The organism is Streptomyces sp. NPDC093546 (assembly GCF_044765045.1).
Taxonomy (GTDB): domain Bacteria; phylum Actinomycetota; class Actinomycetes; order Streptomycetales; family Streptomycetaceae; genus Streptomyces.
The window spans coordinates 423,423-440,877 of sequence record NZ_JBIWJG010000002.1 but is presented as its reverse complement, the minus strand read 5'-3'; the positions used below and the strand labels follow the sequence as shown (position 1 = coordinate 440,877).

At 73.4% G+C, this 17,455-nt stretch carries 14 protein-coding genes; 4 read left to right on the top strand and 10 right to left on the bottom strand.

Annotated features, from left to right (window positions below):
• Positions 1–183: 183 nt before the first annotated feature.
• Positions 184–912, top strand: a complete 729-nt coding sequence (locus ACIRNI_RS05140) for a DUF2470 domain-containing protein (protein ID WP_403548435.1) — start codon at positions 184–186, stop codon at positions 910–912.
• A 94-nt stretch (positions 913–1,006) separates the two neighbouring features.
• On the opposite strand, the gene ACIRNI_RS05135 is transcribed toward ACIRNI_RS05140, so the two are convergent.
• The 3 genes from ACIRNI_RS05135 to ACIRNI_RS05125 form a co-directional block, all read right to left on the bottom strand.
• On the bottom strand, positions 1,007–2,305 hold the full coding sequence (locus ACIRNI_RS05135; RefSeq protein WP_403548826.1) for an MFS transporter: 1,299 nt from the start codon (positions 2,303–2,305) through the stop codon (positions 1,007–1,009).
• Positions 2,306–2,469: 164 nt separating this feature from the next.
• Positions 2,470–3,915, bottom strand: coding sequence for an MFS transporter (locus tag ACIRNI_RS05130; protein ID WP_403548433.1), 1,446 nt, complete (start codon positions 3,913–3,915; stop codon positions 2,470–2,472).
• A gap of 261 nt (positions 3,916–4,176) precedes the next feature.
• The gene (locus ACIRNI_RS05125) at positions 4,177–5,112 is read right to left on the bottom strand and encodes a F510_1955 family glycosylhydrolase (RefSeq protein ID WP_403548431.1); all 936 of its coding nucleotides are present in this window, start codon (positions 5,110–5,112) and stop codon (positions 4,177–4,179) included.
• 182 nt (positions 5,113–5,294) lie between these two features.
• Here ACIRNI_RS05125 and ACIRNI_RS05120 point away from each other — a divergent pair, with 182 nt between their 5' ends.
• Positions 5,295–5,417: a hypothetical protein gene (locus ACIRNI_RS05120; protein ID WP_403548429.1), complete on the top strand. Its 123-nt coding sequence runs from the start codon at positions 5,295–5,297 to the stop codon at positions 5,415–5,417.
• Positions 5,418–5,445: 28 nt separating this feature from the next.
• Here the strand turns inward: ACIRNI_RS05120 and ACIRNI_RS05115 are convergent, their stop codons facing one another.
• A complete protein-coding gene (locus tag ACIRNI_RS05115) occupies positions 5,446–6,582 on the bottom strand; it encodes a hypothetical protein (protein ID WP_403548427.1) in 1,137 nt (378 codons plus the stop codon).
• Between the two features lie 140 nt (positions 6,583–6,722).
• Here ACIRNI_RS05115 and ACIRNI_RS05110 point away from each other — a divergent pair, with 140 nt between their 5' ends.
• On the top strand, positions 6,723–8,240 hold the full coding sequence (locus tag ACIRNI_RS05110; protein WP_403548425.1) for a SulP family inorganic anion transporter: 1,518 nt from the start codon (positions 6,723–6,725) through the stop codon (positions 8,238–8,240).
• A 29-nt stretch (positions 8,241–8,269) separates the two neighbouring features.
• Here ACIRNI_RS05110 and ACIRNI_RS05105 read toward each other — a convergent pair whose 3' ends face one another.
• From ACIRNI_RS05105 to ACIRNI_RS05085, 5 genes are read right to left on the bottom strand one after another with little or no spacing between them, the layout of a single operon-like run.
• Positions 8,270–9,589, bottom strand: a complete 1,320-nt coding sequence (locus ACIRNI_RS05105) for a lysine N(6)-hydroxylase/L-ornithine N(5)-oxygenase family protein (protein ID WP_403548423.1) — start codon at positions 9,587–9,589, stop codon at positions 8,270–8,272.
• Positions 9,586–10,173, bottom strand: coding sequence for a GNAT family N-acetyltransferase (locus ACIRNI_RS05100; RefSeq protein WP_403548422.1), 588 nt, complete (start codon positions 10,171–10,173; stop codon positions 9,586–9,588). The genes ACIRNI_RS05105 and ACIRNI_RS05100 overlap by 4 nt, the downstream gene beginning before the upstream one ends.
• Complete coding sequence (locus ACIRNI_RS05095) at positions 10,170–11,954, bottom strand: IucA/IucC family protein (RefSeq protein WP_403548420.1); 1,785 nt, start codon at positions 11,952–11,954, stop codon at positions 10,170–10,172. The genes ACIRNI_RS05100 and ACIRNI_RS05095 overlap by 4 nt, the downstream gene beginning before the upstream one ends.
• The gene (locus ACIRNI_RS05090; RefSeq protein WP_403548418.1) at positions 11,951–13,489 is read right to left on the bottom strand and encodes a pyridoxal phosphate-dependent decarboxylase family protein; all 1,539 of its coding nucleotides are present in this window, start codon (positions 13,487–13,489) and stop codon (positions 11,951–11,953) included. Before ACIRNI_RS05090 ends, ACIRNI_RS05095 begins: the two co-directional genes overlap by 4 nt.
• Before the next feature lie 9 nt (positions 13,490–13,498).
• A complete protein-coding gene (locus ACIRNI_RS05085) occupies positions 13,499–15,322 on the bottom strand; it encodes an IucA/IucC family protein (protein WP_403548416.1) in 1,824 nt (607 codons plus the stop codon).
• A 211-nt stretch (positions 15,323–15,533) separates the two neighbouring features.
• Between ACIRNI_RS05085 and ACIRNI_RS05080 the strand changes: the two genes are divergently transcribed.
• A complete protein-coding gene (locus ACIRNI_RS05080; RefSeq protein ID WP_403548414.1) occupies positions 15,534–17,051 on the top strand; it encodes an MFS transporter in 1,518 nt (505 codons plus the stop codon).
• Here the strand turns inward: ACIRNI_RS05080 and ACIRNI_RS05075 are convergent, their stop codons facing one another.
• Complete coding sequence (locus tag ACIRNI_RS05075) at positions 17,052–17,420, bottom strand: hypothetical protein (protein ID WP_403548412.1); 369 nt, start codon at positions 17,418–17,420, stop codon at positions 17,052–17,054.
• Positions 17,421–17,455 lie beyond the last annotated feature (35 nt).

Sequence of the window (17,455 nt, the reverse complement as noted above, 5' to 3'; positions counted from 1 at the left end):
TTCTGATCGGCGCCGGCCGCCGCGGAGCTGGGACTCGCCGACGGCACAACGGTGTTCACGAGCGCCAAGGCCACCGACGTCACGATGGTGGCCCGGTAAGGGCCAGAACTCCCGCGCGTACTGGCGCCGACCCGCACCTCCACGCTAGCTTAGGCTAGCCTTACCTAACTGGAGGTGGAGACCGTGAGCGCCGACGTACGCGCCGCCGAGCCGACCCCCGCGGAACGGGTCCGATCCGTCCTCGCCGCGGCGACGTCCCTGACCGTGACCACGGACGGCCACAGCTGCCCCCTGATGGACGTTCACCACGTCGACGACCGCGGCCGTCTCGGGCTCCGGCTGCCCGCGGGCAGCTGCCTCGCCGGGCGGGCCGCGGCGGCTCCCCGGGGCGGTCTGGCCGCGCTCATGGAGTTCACGGACATCGCCCCCACCGCCGTACGGGAGCGGGTGCGCGCCCGGGTGACCCTCTCGGGCTGGCTGACCCCGGCCGCCCCGGCGCCGGACGCCGGCACGGTGGGCCTCCGGCTGGACGCGGCCCGCGCCACCCTGGAGACGGCCGAGGGAATCCTCCACGTCGGCCTCGACGAGATCGTCCTCACCGCGCCGGACCCGCTGGCCACGCACGAGCCCGCCATGCTCATCCACCTCGCGGACTCCCACCCCGAGGCGGTCGAGCGGCTGACGCGCCTGATCGACCCGCACCGGCTCCAAGGCGTCGTACGCGTACTCCCCCTCGCCCTCGACCGGTACGCCCTCACCCTCCGCCTCGAACACCCCCGCGGCCACCACGACGCCCGCCTGTCGTTCCCCCGCCCGATGCGGAACGCCGACGAGGCGGGCGACCGGCTCCAGGAGCTCCTGGCCACCGCGCGCGCCTGCTCCCACCGCCGCCGCATGTTCCAGCGGCCATGACGCGAGGGCCCACGCCGCCCGCCGCCCGGGATGTCGTGGCGGCGATCATCCGCTCCGCGCCGCGCGCCGCCGCGCTGTACACGCCGCCACCGCGTCACGCGCCGAGTTCGCGGTCCCTGGTCTCCGGGAGCGCGAGCACGCACAGCACCGACACCACGGCCATCGCCGCGACGTACCAGCCCACCGACGCCGACCCGAAGGACGCCTGCAGCCGGGTGGCCACGAGTGGGGTGACGGCCCCGCCCAGCACCCCGCCGAGGCTGTACGCGAGCGAAGCCCCGGAGTAGCGCACCCGCGCGGGGAAGAGCTCCGGCAGGTACGCGCCCATCGGGCCGTACACGACCCCCATGAGGAACAGCGCGACGCCGAGGGCCAGCGCCACCAGCACGGGCTGCGCGGTGTCCAGCAGCGGGAAGAGGACCAGGGCCCACAGACCGGCCAGGCCCGTACCGGCGAGCACCAGCGTGCGTCGCCCCACGGAGTCGGAACGGGTCGCCGCCACCCACGTGCCCGCGGCCAGGAAGAGGCACGCGACCAGGGACAGCGCGAGCACGAGGCCGCGGTCCATGCCGAGCTCGGCGGTCGCGTAGGCGAGGCAGTACGTCGTGGCCGTGTAGAAGAGGCCGTACGCGACCACCATGCCGCCGGCGCCGAGCAGCAGTTCGCGCGGATGCCGCCGCAGCACCTCGACGAACGGCACCCGGCTCGCCTCCCGCGCCGCCGCCACCCGCGCGAACACCGGCGTCTCACTGATCTTCAGCCGTACGAAGAGGCCGACCCCCACCAGGACGAACGAGAACAGGAACGGGATGCGCCAGCCCCAGGTGCGGAACGCCGTGTCGTCCAGCGCCGCCGACAGCAGCCAGAAGGCGCCGGTCGCGGCGAAGAAGCCGACCGACGGGCCGAGTTGGGGGAACGCCGCGTACAGTCCGCGCCGTCCGGGCGGTGCGTGCTCCACCGCGAGCAGCGCCGCCCCGCCCCACTCGCCCCCGAGGCCGAGGCCCTGCACGAAGCGCAGCAGCACCAGGAGCACCGGGGCCCACACGCCCCAGGAGGCGTAACCGGGCAGCAGGCCGACGAGCGCGGTGGCCAGGCCCATCATCAGCAGGGACGCCACGAGCACGGACTTGCGGCCGACCCGGTCACCGAAGTGGCCGAAGAGCACCGAACCCAACGGCCGCGCGACGAAGGCCACCGCGTAGGTGGAGAAGGAGGCGAGGGTGGCGTTGAGCGGCGAGAGCGTGGGGAAGAACGCTTCGTTGAGTACGAGCGCGGCGGCGGTGCCGTAGATGTAGAAGTCGTAGAACTCGATGGCCGTACCGATGAAGCTGGCCACGGCCACGCGCCGCAGATTCTCCGGCGGGTCGGCGGCGGGAGGGGCGGTGGGGCCCACGCGTGGTGTCGATTCGTCCTTGAGCACGCAACAACCCTTGCGCGAGGGGCAATTCGCCGTCAATGAGGAAGCGTCGTACGCGCGGGAGGGCCACCCGGCACCGTGGCGGTGCCGGGTGGCCCCGGTTCGTTCTTCGGTGGGGTGCGGCAGCAGCCGTCCATGGGTCAGGAGCCCACCCGCTCGCCCGCCGCGGACGCCGGCGCCGCCTCGGCCGGGGCCGGGGCCGGGGACTTCGCGCCGCGCATCAGCAGGAGGGTGAGGACGCCACCCGCCGCTGCGACCGCGGCGGCGCCCAGGAACGCGGAGGCGAAGCCGTCGGTCAGCGCCGGCAGGTCGCCCAGCGCGCCCGCGCCCTGCGAGGTGGCGAGTGCGGTGAGCGCGGCCAGGCCGAGGGCGGAGCCCACCTGGTAGGTGGTGTTCACGATGCCGGAGGCCAGACCGGCCTGCTCCTGCGGTACACCGGAGATCGCCGACATCATGGCCGGTATGTAGGCGAGGGACATGCCCGTCGCCGCCACCAGGGACGCGGGCAGCACGTCGACCAGGAACGTGCCGGTCGGCTCGACGGCCGACAGCCACACCAGGCCCGCCGCGAGGACCAGCAGACCGCCCGCGATCAGCGGCTTGGCCCCGAAGCGGGCCAGCAGCCGGGCGGTGACGAGTGTCATGAAGATCATCAGTAGCCCGGTCATCGGCAGCAGCGCCGCGCCGCTGGCGAACGCCCCGTACCCCAGCACCTGCTGGAGGTAGAGGTTGAGGAAGTACCACATGGGGATCCACGCGGCGCCCAGCAGCGCCATCGCCAGGTTGGAGACGCCGAGGCCCGGGGTGCGCCAGACGCCGAGCGGCATCAGTGGGGCCTTGACCGACCGCTGGACGACCAGGAACAGCGTCAGGAGCAGGGCCGCGCCGGTGAGTTCCAGGACGGTCTGCGCGTCGCCCCAGCCGACCTCGGGGGCGCGTACGACCGCGAACACCGCGAGCGCGAGACCGGCGGTGACGGCCGCCGCGCCGAGGACGTCCACCGAGCCGCGCCGTCCGGCGACCGCCGGGAGGAGGCCGGTGGCCAGCAGGGTGGCGATGCCGATCGGTACGTAGATGACGAAGACCCAGGGCCAGCTCGCCCACTCGGTGAACACGCCGCCGAGGAACACCCCGGCGGTGCCGCCGGCCGGGGCCGCCGCGCCGTACAGGGCGAGCGCCTTGCCCAGCTCCTTGGGGTCGTGCCCGAAGAGCATCATCAGCAGCGTCATCGAGGCCGGCGCGATCAGCGCCCCGCCGACGCCCTGCACCGCGCGTCCGACGACCTCGACCCACGCGGTGCTCGCGGCCGCGGCGACCACCGAGCCGGCGATCAGGACGACCCATCCGGAGACGAAGACGCGGCGGGCCCCCAGCAGGTCGGACAGCCGCCCACCCAGGAGCAGCAGACCGCCGAAGGCGATGACGTAGGCGTTGAACACCCACTGGAGATCGCCCGGGGAGAAGCCCAGGTCACGCTGCATCTCCGGGAGCGCCACGCCGATGATGGAGGTGTCCATGATGACCATGAACTGGGCGGTGGCCAGCACGAGAAGTGCCCACCAGCGCCGCGGATTGGCGGTTGACATCACTCTGCCCCTTCACTGAGACCTATACCCCCTGGGGGTATCTCGCAGGGCTAAGACAATATACGGGGAGGGGGTATTCCCGGAAGGGGGGATGGCTTTACCAGGAACGGATGGTCCCGTTCGTCTGCAGCGGTCCAGCACGACCGTCACCACGCGCAGGAGGCATCGGCTCCGCCGTGACGGTCTGCGCGCTGGTGACGGCGCGGGGGCTCGCCCTCGGCGCGCGCGTCGGTGCGGTGCGCGTCGGACGGTGTGGGTGCGTCAGTGGCTGCCGTTCGCCACGGTGAGGCGCTTGGTGAAGGTCTTGCCGGCGTCCTTGGACTCGTACACGCCGTCCTGAGTGGCCGCGAGGAGGTGTCCGGCGCTGACAGCCGTCAGGGCCTGAGGCTGCCCGCCGGGCACGGTGGCCGTCTTCTTCCACGTGGTGCCGCCGTCGCCACTGAGGTGCAGGGTGCCCGTGAAGTCGATGCCGTACAGCGCGTCCGGCGCGGCCCAGGACACGAACTCCATCGCGGGCTGCTCACCGCGGGCGAAGTTCCTGCCTCCGTCCGCGCTGCGCGCCACGCCCTCCGTCGTGGTGGCCACGAGACGGTCCGGATCGGTAGGGCTGACCGCGATGTCGAGGGCCTGCAGCCGGGCCCGGTCCTTCCAGGTGGCGCCGCCGTCCTCGCTCACGCGCAGGGTTCCGCCCGTGCTGTCGTAGCCGTAGACGGTGCCCTTCACGTGGTCCAGGGCGTGGAAGTCGGCCTCCCCCTTGAGGGAGGCGGTGGTCCAGGACCTCCCCGCGTCGGTACTCCTGATCAGCCCGTGGTTCGCCGGCTCGCCGCTGCCGGGGGCCGGGTGGCCACTGGCGAGGAACGTCCTGTCCCCCGCCACCGTGAAACCCATGAAGTCGTCCCTGCTGTCCCCGACGCGCCGCGGCTTCCCGGAGTCATCGGCGGTGAAGACGCCTTCGTGGGTGGCCACGTAGAGCCGGCCGTCGGCGGGGTCGATCCCCAGACCATGGACGTGGCTGTGCACCGCGGGGGCATGTTCCGCGCCATGGCCGTCGGCGGGCGCCGCCGAGGCGTCGCCGCCGGTGGAGCCTTCGCCGCCGCACGCGGCCAGGAACAGGGCCGTGGCGGCGAGTGCGCCCGTGGCGGCGACGGGGCGGCGTCGGGTACGCGGGCGGCGGGACGGGTCCGTGAAGACGGTCATGCGCGGTGCACCTCGTGTCCTTGGTCGCGGTCGTGCGGGACCCTACCTCGCGCCGGCGCCGGCCGTGCCTCCACCGGCCTCAGGGGCTGCGTCCGCTGCGCCGACTTCTTGCCAGAAGTAGGGTTTTCGCCCCTTCTGCGCGGCAACGCGGGAAAGGAAGGCTTCCTTCGGAAGGATCCGCCGTGATCTTCATAGCCCTCCTGATACCGCCCCTCCTCCTGTGCGCCGTGCTCGCGCTGGGCCGCTACGAGGAGCGCCTGCTGCGCGGACCGGACACCGCGTCGCCGCCATCGCCCCTCGCGTGATCCCGCGGCCGGGCCTCCGCGCGGGCCGTCAGGCGCCGAGGAGCTCCCACCACAGGCCGTACTCCGACGTCTCCTGCTTGTACCGCTTGTACGCGCCCGCCCCCGGCCTCGGGCGCACCCGCTCGTAGCGCGCGACCAGCCGGTCCGCCGCCGCGACCGTCTCGGCCGGCAGGCGGTGGTCGATGGCGTCCTGCCAGGCGTAGGTGGAGCGGGCGTCGTGCAGCTCGTCCACGGGCAGGAAGCGGCACGCCTGCCACTGGATGAGCTCGGGCGCGTACCGGATCAGGTGGCCGTACCCCTCCAGGCGCCTCTTCGGGAGCGCGTCGAGTGCGGCGCGGGCCGCGCGCCGCGCCTCCACCGCGCGCAAGATGCCGACGGGGGTCATGCGGCCGTGGAACAGCTCGCGGTAGAGCGGCCCGGAGAGGTCGTTCCACAGCAGCTCCAGGCCGTCGTCGGACGCGGTCAGGTGCGCCGCGTCGGGTCGCGGGGACGGGGATACGCAGGCCAGGGCGCGCGTCACCTCGGCCATGTCGAAGACCGGGAGGCCCGCGGTGGACGTCAGGCCCCGGCGCGGGTCGAAGGTGCCCTCGCGTTCCCAGTCGGCGTCCATGAGGCGGCGGATGACGGGGCAGCGGACCAGGCGGTCCTGCGCGGTGGCGGGGTTGAGGTACGCGTCCGCGAAGCCGTGGAGCCGGCGCATCCGCTCCCGCTGGTCGTCACCGCACACGATCTCCAGCCGCATCACCGACCGCTCCAGCACAGAGGCGTCGCCGTACGCGGCCGCGTCGGCGACGACCTTCAGCCGCTGCAGGCCGTCGATGCACTCCGGGGCGATGACGTGCAGCAGCCCGCTGAAGCTGCGGACGCCGGGCTCGACCTCCACGGCGTCCGCGCCGAGCACGATGTGCCCGATGGCGCCGAAGTCCTCCGGCCGCCCCCGCAGCATCCGGGCCAGCTCCTGGTTCGCCAGGCTGCCCTCCAGATACCCGCGGCGCGCCCAGAGCCTGCGGGCGGCGTCCGGCCCGGCGGCCAGCGGGGCGAGGGCCTTGGCCGGCACGTCCACGATCCAGGTGCTGCCGAACTGGGCTGAGTGCAACGGGCGCATGCTGAAGGTCTCCTCCGAGGAGAAGAGCCACGGCGCGGAGGTCGACAAGATCACGTTCATGCCTGTCCAACGGCGGCCGCGGGTGGCGGTGACGGTCGCGCGGTGCCGCGCCCGGAGTGAGATCGCCCACCACGGCCGGGCCCCTCACCGGCTCCCGTAGGGTTGTTCCGTCCCCCCTCTCTCTGGCAGGTGCTGTTCCGTTGTCCTCTTCCACGTCTTCCGCCGTGCCGGTACGCCGGTGGCCGCGGCCGCGGCTGCGGCCCGACTGGCTGACCGATCCGAAGGTGTGGCGCACCGAGGTGCTCGCCGGGCTGGTGGTCGCGCTCGCGCTGATCCCCGAGGCGATCTCGTTCTCGATCATCGCCGGGGTCGAGCCGGCGATCGGGCTGTTCGCCTCGTTCACCATGGCCGTGACCATCGCGATCGTCGGCGGCCGACGGGCCATGATCTCCGCCGCGACGGGTGCCGTCGCGCTGGTGATCGCACCGCTGAACCGGGAGCACGGCCTGGGCTACCTGGTGGCCGCGGTGATCCTCGCCGGGGTGTTCCAGGTCGCGCTCGGCGCGCTGGGGGTGGCGAAGCTGATGCGGTTCGTGCCCCGCTCGGTGATGGTCGGCTTCGTCAACTCGCTGGCGATCCTGATCTTCCTGGCGCAGGTGCCGGAGATGCGGGACGTACCGTGGGCCGTGTATCCGCTGATCGCGGCGGGTCTCGCGCTGATGGTGTTCTTCCCGAGGGTCACGACCGTGGTCCCGGCGCCGCTGGTGTCGATCGCCGTCCTGACGGTCATCACGGTCGCGGCCGGGATCGCGGTGCCGACCGTCGGGGACAAGGGCGCCCTGCCGTCCTCGCTGCCGGTGCCGGGGCTGCCGGACGTGCCGTTCACCCTCGACACCCTGACGACGATCGCCCCGTACGCCTTCGCCATGGCGCTGGTCGGGCTGATGGAGTCGCTGATGACGGCCAAGCTCGTGGACGACATCACCGACACCCGCTCCAGCAAGACGCGCGAGTCCATCGGGCAGGGCATCGCCAACATCGTCACCGGTTTCTTCGGCGGCATGGGCGGCTGCGCGATGATCGGCCAGACGATGATCAACGTGAAGGTGTCGGGCGCCCGGACGCGGCTGTCCACCTTCCTCGCGGGCGCGTTCCTGATGGTGCTGTGCATCGTCTTCGGGCCGGTGGTCTCCGACATCCCGATGGCGGCGCTCGTCACGGTCATGGTCATGGTGTCGTTCGCGACGTTCGACTGGCACTCCGTCGCCCCGAAGACGCTGCGGCGGATGCCGGCCGGGGAGATCGCCGTCATGGTGATCACCGTCGGGTGCGTCGTGGCCACGCACAACCTCGCCATCGGCGTCGTCGTCGGCTCCGTCACGGCGATGGTGGTCTTCGCCCGGCGCGTCGCGCGCCTCGCCGAGGTCACCGCCGTCAGGGACCCGGACGGCACCACCGTCGTCTACCGGGTGACGGGCGAGCTGTTCTTCGCCTCCTCCAACGACCTGGTGGGCCGGTTCGACTACGCGGGCGACCCCGACCGGATCGTCATCGACCTCGGCGCGGCGCACGTCTGGGACGCCTCCTCCGTCGCCGCCCTGGACGCCATCGGCAACAAGTACGCCCAGCGCGGCAAGCGCGTGGAGATCACCGGGCTCAACGAGCCCAGTGCCCGCCTCCACTCCGCCCTCAGCGGGGAGCTCACCGGCGCCCACTGAGGGCGGCGACGCGGCCCGGTATCCGTCGCCTACGCCACGTGGCCCGGCGGCTCGAACCGCGTGAAGGCGCTGTGCTTCGGCAGCCGGTACGTCTCGCGCCCGGTGATCGCGTTGAGGATGGTGGCGTTGCGTACGGCGCCGATGTCGAGGTTCGGCGAGGAGACGCCGTGCGCGTGGATCTCGGCGTTCGCGACGAAGACCCGGCCCGTGACACCGTCCGCGAGCTCGACGGAATGGTCCAGGCGTACGCGGGGACGCCCGTGCCCGTCGCGCAGGAGCAGCTCGTCCACCGGGGCCAGGAAGGCGGGCGTGCGGTTGCGGTAGCCGGTGGCGGCGACCACGAGACCGGTGGTGTGCTCGAAGACGCGGTCCGTGTCGCGGTGCCGGCAGGTCAGGACCGCCGCGCGGCCGGTCGGGTCCACGGCCGCCGACTCGACGGTGATGCCGAAGCGGAGCTCCACGTCGGCCAGGCCGTGCTCCAGCTGCCGCCGGTAGAGCAGTTCGTGGATCTCCTCCAGGGTGTCGGTGGAGATGCCCTTGTAGAACTGCCACTGCTCGCGGACGAGCCGGTCGCGGACGTCCTGCGGCAGGGAGTGGAAGTACCGCATGTACGCCGGGGTCGTCAGCTCCAGGTTCATCTTGGTGTAGTCGAGCGGCGCGAACGACGACGTGCGGGTCAGCCAGCTCACCGCCGGGCCGCCGTCGAGGTTGCGGGTCAGCAGGTCGACGGCGACCTCGGCGCCGGACTGCCCGGAGCCGACGACCGTGACCTTGCCGGCCGCCGCCACGTCGGCCGCCCGGTACAGGTAGTCCGAGGTGTGCAGCAGCAGCGACTCGGGCAGGTCCGCCAGCGCCTCGGGGACGTGCGGCGCCGTGCCGATGCCGAGGACGAGGTTGCGGGCGAGCATCCGCAGCCGCGTGCCGTCCCCGCGTACGACATCGACGGTGAACCGCTCGGCCTCGGCGTCCCAGTGGACCTCCTCGGCGCGGTGCGAGAAGCGGACCGAGGGCAGCCGGGCGGCCGCCCAGCGCAGGTAGTCCTCGTACTCACGGCGCGAGGGGAAGAAGTTCTCGCGCACGGTGAAGGTGTAGAGGCGGTCCATGTCGTGGAGGTACGCCAGGAACGACAGCGGGTGCCAGGGGGCGACGAGCGTGACCAGGTCGGCGAGGAAGTTCACCTGCATCGAGGCGTCGCCGAACATCATGCCCCGGTGCCAGGTGAGTTCCGGCCGCTCCTCCAGGACGACGAGGTCGAGGTCGTCGACGGTGGAGGCGAGCGCGGCCAGGCCCAGGTTGAAGGGGCCGCAGCCGATGGCCACCACGTCGTGTTCGGAGATGAGCTGCGTCATTTCGGGAGGTCCTCCTCGCTGCGCGGATGGACGAGCAGGGCGGCGGTCTTGTCGGGGAAGACGACCTCGCCGCAGGGGCGGAACCCGGCCGCCTCGAACGCCCTGAGCGACGGCGCGTTGGTCACGTCCGGCTCGGCGACCACCCGGACGCACGCCGGGTCGGCGGCGAGCAGCCCCTCGGCGAGGGCGCGCAGCAGCCGTCGGCCCAGCCCCTGACCGGTGCGGGCCGCGTCGCCGATGGCGATGTGCACGCCCAGGTCGTGCGGCAGCTGTGCGTACTGCCCGGCGAGGCGGTCGCGTACGACGCGGTACACCTCGATGTACGCGAACGGCTCGCCGTCCAGGTCGACCAGAACCGGCAGGATCGCGTCCCCCGCCAGGTGCCCGGCGATCTCCTCGTACCAGCGCTCACGCGGCCAGGCCTGGTGCCAGAAGGCGTCGATGTGCGGCGACTGCATCCAGCCGTGCACCACGTCCAGGTCGGTGCCCTCCGCCCGGGCGACCCGGGCCGACCAGGGGCCGCTCAGGACCGGGAGCGGCGGGCCGGGGATCGTGGCGGTCGGATCGTGGTCCACCGAGGTCATGCCGTGGCCTCCTGGAGGGGGTTCGGGGCGTCGAGGTAGACGGACTGGGCGTCGAGCGGGGCGAGGACCTCGTCGATGCCGTGCAGCCGGGTCAGCAGGTTGCCCTTGCACGGCAGGGTGTCCGCCTCGAGCCAGCGGCGCGCCAGCCGGTCGCCCTCGGGCCCGGCCTCGGCGAGCGCGGGGAGCGCCGCGCGCAGCCGGTCGACGAGTACGGCGAGGAGGTCGCGCTCGTCGGCGAGCCCGTCGACGGCGAGGCAGCCGACGACCGACAGCGCCTGGTTGCGCAGCAGGTAGTAGGAGAGGCGGTCGTCCACGAGGGCGTCGTCGACGACGGCGAGCGTGGAGGAGTCGGCGCCGAGCCGCTTCAGCAGGCCGGGGAGGTACGACGTCGCCAGGTAGTAGCCCTGGTTGTCGCGGAAGGTGGAGCCGGTGACGCGTCCGGTCGCGTCCAGCCGGACCAGGGTGTTCTGCTGGTGGGCCTCCAGGCCGATGCCGGTGGCCGCGTACAGGTGCAGCATCGGCACGAGCACCTTGTCGGTGTAGTCGGCCGTCCACTGCTCGGCCGCGCCCGGGCCGAGCGCCGCGACCAGGTCGCCGAGCGCGCTGCGGCCGAGGCCGGGGCGCGGGGCCACCAGGCCGACCAGGCAGCGCAGGTCGGCGATGCCGTCCGGGACCTCGCGCACGGCGACGTCGAGGCCGGTGACGTCCGGGCCCCCGGGGCGGCCCGGCTCGTCGACGGCGATCCAGGCGGGGTCGCGGGTGATCGCGAAGCCGGGGTGGGCGGCGAAGGTGGCCTCGGCGTACCCGGCGTCGAGCAGCCGGTTGATCTCCAGGCCCCGGCGCAGCTCCGTACGGGTCGACTCACGACGGGAGTTGGTCAGCCGCAGCCCCAGGGAGAGCTTCAGCATCACGTCGGCGTCCGGCCGGTACACGGTCCGCACGCTGGAGGTGGGCCACCACTCGGGGCCCAGCTCGCCGAGCGGCTCCAGCGCGCCCGAGGCGACGAGCGCCTTGATGCGCGGCCGGTGCAGCAGGTCGCGGGCCTGCCAGGGGTGCGCGGGCACCAGCACCCGGCCGTCGTCCAGGCGCCGTTCGGCGAGGTCGGCGAGGAGCGCGACGGTGTCGCGGCCGGCGAGCGACGGCGCGCCGTCGACGGCGTCGTGGGAGACGACCGACTCGTCGGCGGCGAACCAGTGCAGCCGGAAGGAGCCGCGCAGCTCCGGCGAGTACGCCCGCGCCTCGTGGTCCGAGATGCCGTCCCGGCTCTTGGGCGCCGGGTGGTTCAAGTGGCCCAGCAGCAGGGCTTGTTCGGCGTCGAGGAAGCCGTCGACCTGCGGGGGCGGCTGCGGGTGGGCGCGGCGGTCGGCGATGAAGGCGGCGACCCGGCGTACGGACTCGGCGGTGCGCTCCACCAGGTCGGCGACCTCGCCGGAGGGGACTCCGCCGGGACGGCTTCCGCCGCGTACCGCCGCTTCCGTGGAGAGCAGCGCCACGGCGGTGACGGGGTCGGCGGTCGGGCCGAGCGGGCCGCCGGGGCCCTCCAGGCGGGCGGGGGCGAAGCGGTGCCAGCCGGTGGGCGAGCAGTGCGTGACCTCGGTGACGAGGGCGAGCCCGGCGGTGGGCAGCTCCACGCGGAGCAGGCCGGGGGTCACGGGGGTGCCGGTCTCGCGCAGCCAGCAGCGCAGGAGGGCCTCGACATGGGCGTGTTCGGCGGCTCCGCGCGCGTCGAGCTCGTGCAGCGGATCCGGGTGCGTCGTTGTCGCCGCGCTGGTGACGGTCATGCGGCGCCCTCCTCGATGAGTCGTTCGCAGGTGCGGCCGGCGTCGAGGACCGTGTCCACGAGCCCGTCGATGTCGTCGGTGGTGGCGGTGGGGTTGAGCAGCGTGAACTTCAGGCACACGCGCTTGGGGGAGCCGGGGCCGGCGGTCTCCGCCTCCGTACGCCCGATGAGGGCGGCGCCGGATTCGAGCAGCCGTCTGCGCAGGGCGCCGTTGAGGGCGTCGGCGGCCGCCGGGTTCGCCCCCCGGTAGCGGAAGACCACCGTGGTCAGCTCGGCCGGGGCGACGAGCTCCAGCTCGGGCTCGGTGAGGATGCGGCGCTCCGCGTGGCGGGCCAGGTCGTGGCAGACGTCGACCATGCGGCCGAGCCCTTCCCGCCCGTACGTCAGCAGGGTGGCGGCGGCCTTCACCGCGTCGGGGCGGCGGGTGGTCTGGAGGCTGCGGCCCAGCAGGCCGTCGAAACCGGCCTCGGAGTCGTCGGCGGGGTTGAGGTAGGCGACCTCGCGGTCGAGCGAGGTGAAGGCGGTGGTGTCCGACACCAGGAGCACGCTCGCGGCCGCCGGCTGCCAGCCGATCTTGTGCAGGTCGAGGGTGACGGAGTCGGCGAGCTCCAGGCCCGCGAGGCGGCCGGCCAGCCGGTCGGAGAAGAGCGCGCCGAAGCCGTACGCCGCGTCCACGTGCATCCACATGCCGTGCCCGGAGGCGATCTCGGCGATCTCCGGGAGCGGGTCGATGGAGCCGAAGTCCGTGGTCCCGGCGGTGGCGACCACCGCGATCGGCGTCCGGTCCGGGCCGAGCGCCTCCAGCGCGGCGGCGAGCGCCTCGGGCCGCATGCGGCGGCGCTCGTCGACGGGCACCGGGTGCACGGCGGCCTCGCCGAGGCCCAGCACGGCGCACGCCCGGTGCGTGGAGAAGTGGGCGAGCTCGGAGCAGAAGACCACCGGGCCGGGCAGCGCCGCGACGCCGTGCCGGCGGGCGTCGACGCCGCGCCGCAGCGCGGCGGCGTCGCGGGCGAGCAGCAGGCCCATCAGGTTGGACAGCGACCCGCCGGGCGTGAGGACGCCGTCGGCGCGCTCCCCGAGCCCGGCCAGGCGGATCAGGGCGCCGATGAGCCAGCGCTCGACGGCGATGCCGGAGGGGCCGGAGTCGTACGTGTCCAGCGACGCGTTCCCGGCGGCGGCCAGAGCGTCCGCCGCGACCGCGACCGACAGGGACGGCGCTTGCAGGTGGGCGGCGGCGCGCGGGTGCGAGAGGTCGATGCCCTGCTCCAGCAGCACGGTCGCGAGCAGCTGGAGCGCCGCCTTGGCGCCGAGCCCCTCGGCGGGCAGCTCGGCCGGGCCGAGGGCCTCGGCCGCCGCCGCGAGGACGTCGGCGGGGGCGCCCGCCGGGATGGGCCCCGCGGGGCGGCGGGCGGCGCCGGCGGCGTCGACCGCCTCGGTGAGGGTGGCGAGGACCTCGGCGAAGCCCTCGTGGGAGGCGGCGAGCACGGACGGCGGGTACGGAGACAACAGGGGTCGGGTCTGGGCCAACGGGGTCACGCTGCCTCCTCAGTCCTCGGCGAGCGGGTTGGGGTGCGTGCCGTTCGGGTACAGCGCGTGGCGCAGCGCGCGGTCGGTGTACCGGGTGACCACGATCCGGTCGCGGTTGAGGCCGTACCGGGGGATCTCCGGGGTGAGCAGGTCGTACTCGGCGAACCGCCCGGCGAGCTCGGGGAACCGCTTCCGGAACTCCTCCTGGAAGTCGAGGATCGTCTGCCGGACCAGCCGCCAGAACGTTTTCTCGGGTACGCCGAGCTGGTCGGCGCAGAGCGGCGCGAGGTAGCGGAAGTGGCCGACGAAGACCTGGTCCATGACGTGCTGCTTGATGATCGAGGGGTGCTTGCGCGGCAGCACGTGGTCGTGCCCGTCGGGCTCGGGGCCGCGCTCCGGCACGTCGGTGAACGACACGCACACGTCGTCCACGAAGTCCTTGAGGTAGAGCCGGACCGGGACGTCGTTCTCGTCGTACCCGAGCAGGGTGTTCTGGCCGTGCGGGTTGAAGGTGACGCCGTACCGGTACAGCACGTGCAGGATCGGCGTGAGCAGCGTGTCGAAGAGGCGCCGCAGCCACTCCTGCGGATCCAGGCCGGAGGCGCGGACGAGCTCGGCGACGAACGCGTCGCCCGCGCTGTCGACGTGCAGCAGCGAGGCGAAGGTGCGCACCCGCTCGCCCTCGTCCTTGCGCGCCGACACCGAGTCGCGCCAGATGCAGCCGAGGGTCTCCAGGTGCTGGTAGGGCGCGTCCTGAAGCTTCGACAGGTAGGGGTGCTGGACGGTGACCGAGGCGACCTCGCCGAGGAAGACCGTGCGGCAGGTCTCGGTCAGGAACGGGTCGCGCTCGACGAGCCCGCGCAGCCACTGCGTGACGACCGGGGCGCCCATGGTGCAGTGCGGCGGTATGCCGCGCCAGACCAGGGTGTTGAGGATTTTCAGCGGCAGTTTGACGTCGTACCGCTCGGGCGTGGTGGCGTTGGCCATCGTACGGATCGACTGGCCGGGCAGGTACGAGTCCGTGCTCTGTCCCAGCGGGATGATGCGGCGCTGCGCGACGTCGGCGGCGTGCGTGATCTGCACGGCGTGGTCCCACTGCCAGGGGTGCACGGGCATCCACACGTAGCCCTGCGGGTCGACGCCGGTGTCCTGAAGGACGGCGGTGAACCGGGACCGGGTCTCCGGGTCCAACTCGTCTTCCAGGATGGTGGTTTCGGACAGCTCGGCGGTGCCCCGGAACTCGGCGAGGCCGCGGTGGACGGCGACCCACTGGAGTGTCAGCGGCTGCGCGGACTCGGGGGCGTACTGGCGTACGTCGGTGGCGGAGAAGCCGATCCGGCCCTTGTTGGCGACGAGGAGGTTGTGGCCGGTCATCCGGCACTCCAGCTCCGTGTGGCCCAGGGCGCGCAGCTCGGCCACGGTCTCGCCGCCGTGCGTGAGGCGGGCGGCGTCGACGGCGAGGGTGGCGGAGAGCTCGGTGAAGTAGGTGGCGATGGTGGAGGGGTCGCTGCCGATGGTGGAGGCCGCCTCCAACAGGAACTGCTGGGCGTCCCAGGCCGGTTGGGCGATGGAGTTGCCGAGCATGCTGGTGGCCGTGCGGGTGATCGAGTCCGGGTCGACGCGCAGCCAGCCGAAGGCGCCGGGCGTGGCGTCGAACGCGTACGTGGTGCCGCTGTCGAGGTCGACGCGGTAGCCGCCTTCGCCGGTCTCGACCGCTTTCAGCATGTCCTCGAAACACCACTCGCCGAGCGCTTTGGCGAGGAGGCGGCGGTTGGCCTCGCGCCAGGCCGCGGGGGCCACGTCGGGCAGAGCGGGCACGGGATGGTCGGCGGAAAGGGGCATCAGGCAGCTCCGATGTCTGGCCGGATCATTGCGCTCGAACGTCTGGACGTCCGGGCGGGGCTAGATTAGGTTAGGCTTACCTTACGGACAAGGTCAACTTTCAGCCACACGTCCCCGCGCGGAAGTTGACGTTCCGTCAGGTCTGGTTCGTTGCCGCCACCACGTGGGCTTCCACCCCCCGCCCGGACCCGAATTTTGGAGGTGCTCAGCGGTGCCTTCCCGCCGACGCACGCCCCGATGGACCTTCGCCCTCGTCAGCGCGGGTGGCGTGATGATGACCCTGGACGTGACGGTGGTGAACGTCGCCCTGTCCGGTATCGCCCGCGACCTGGAAAGCGGGCTCGGCCAGGTCCAGTGGACCGTCTCCGCGTACTCGCTGGCCTTCGGCGCCCTGCTGCTCAGCTCGGGCGCTCTGTCCGACCGCATCGGGCGCCGGACCGTCTTCACCGCCGGGATGGCGCTTTTCACCCTCGCTTCGGCCGGATGTGGTCTTGCGCCCGACGTCGGGACGCTCATCGCCGCCCGCGCCGCGCAGGGACTCGGCGGCGCGCTCGTCTTCGCGCCCACGCTGGCGCTGATCGCCGCCGCCTATCCCGAAGGGGCGCGCCGTCAGGCCGCGATCGCGGCGTTCGCCGCCATCGCCTCCGCGGCGGGGGCCCTCGGGCCCGTGGTCGGCGGGGTCCTCGTCGACCTGCTCGGCTGGCGGTGGATCTTCCTGGTCAACGTGCCCATCGGGGTACTGGTGGTGGCCGGCGCGCTGGCCCGCATGCCCGAGTCGGCCGCCCCACGCGACACCCGGCGCCGCATCGACCCGCTCGGCGCGCTCCTCGGTGTCGGGGCGCTGCTGGCGCTGCACTACCCGCTGGTCGCCGGGCCGGAGGCGGGCTGGGCGGCGCCGGAGGTCGTGCTCTCGGCGGCCGTCGGCGTGGGGCTCGCGCTCGCGCTGGTGGCCAGCCAGCGGCGCGGCGACGGCCTCATCGACCTGGCGCTGCTACGGGTACGGGCCTTCTCGGGCGCGGCCCTGCTGGGCTTCCTCGCCCGGCTGACGAGCCTCGGCGTGCTCGCCTTCGTCACGCTGTGGCTCCAGTCGACGCACGCGTACACCCCGCTCGAAGTCGGCCTGCACCTCCTGCCGTTGACCGGCAGCCTGCTGATCGCCGGCCTCTTCGTGGCCCGCCTCCAACGCCGCTTCGCGGCGGACGCCCTGGTGGCGGGAGGCTTCGCGGCGCAGGGCGCGGGGCTGGTGCTGCTGGCGGCGGCGGGCGCGGGCCTCCCGGCGGCCGACGCGGCCACGTCCCTCGGCCTGGTGCTGCTCGGCATCGGCGGGGCGGTCATCTTCCCGCCCCTGATGGGTGTGGCCGTGGACGCGGTCCCCGCCGACCGCGCCGGCATGGCCTCGGGCCTCACCAACGCCTGCTACCCCCTCGGCACCGCGACCGGCATCGCCCTCTTCGGCGCCCTCTTCTCCGCGCGCGTCGGCGAGGGCCTGGGCGCCGAGGCAGGCGCGCGCGCCGCCGTCGAAACCGGCCGCTTCGAGCTCCTCGCCCCCGCCCTCCAGCCACTCGCCCGCTCCGCCTTCTCGGGCGCCTTCACGGCGGTGTGCCTCGCCGCCGCGCTGGTCTGCGTGGTGGGCGTGCTGGCGGCGCGGACGCTGCGGCCGGAGCCGGAGGCGCCCGTGGACGCCGCCGCCCAGGAGACGCCGTCGGCCCGGATGGCGGAGGCGTCCTGATCAGCCCGTCGTGGCCGGACACCCGTACTCGGGGCGGAACCGGTGCGGCGAGCAGGCGATCAGGTACACGCCGAGGTACCTCTGCCCGCTGAGCCACCAGCCGCCGACGACGTCCTGGCCACCGGCGAGCGCGTCGTGATCGCACCCGAAGGCACCGACGTGCGGCCGCACCTGCTCGGCGAACCACGCGGCGGCCTCCTTGGGGTCGTCCCAGGTCCCCCGTACGAAGGAGGCTGGCTTCAGCAGCCAGTGCGCCAGCTCCAACGGCGGGTACGAGCTGCTTGGGAAGTCCGGGTGCCCGGCCCGGCGGACCCCGTCCGGCACCTGGTGCAGCCCGGACCCGAGCCACAGGTAGCCGTGGTGGTGCATCGCGCCTCCTCGCCGGCGGGAGCGGCCCTTTCAGC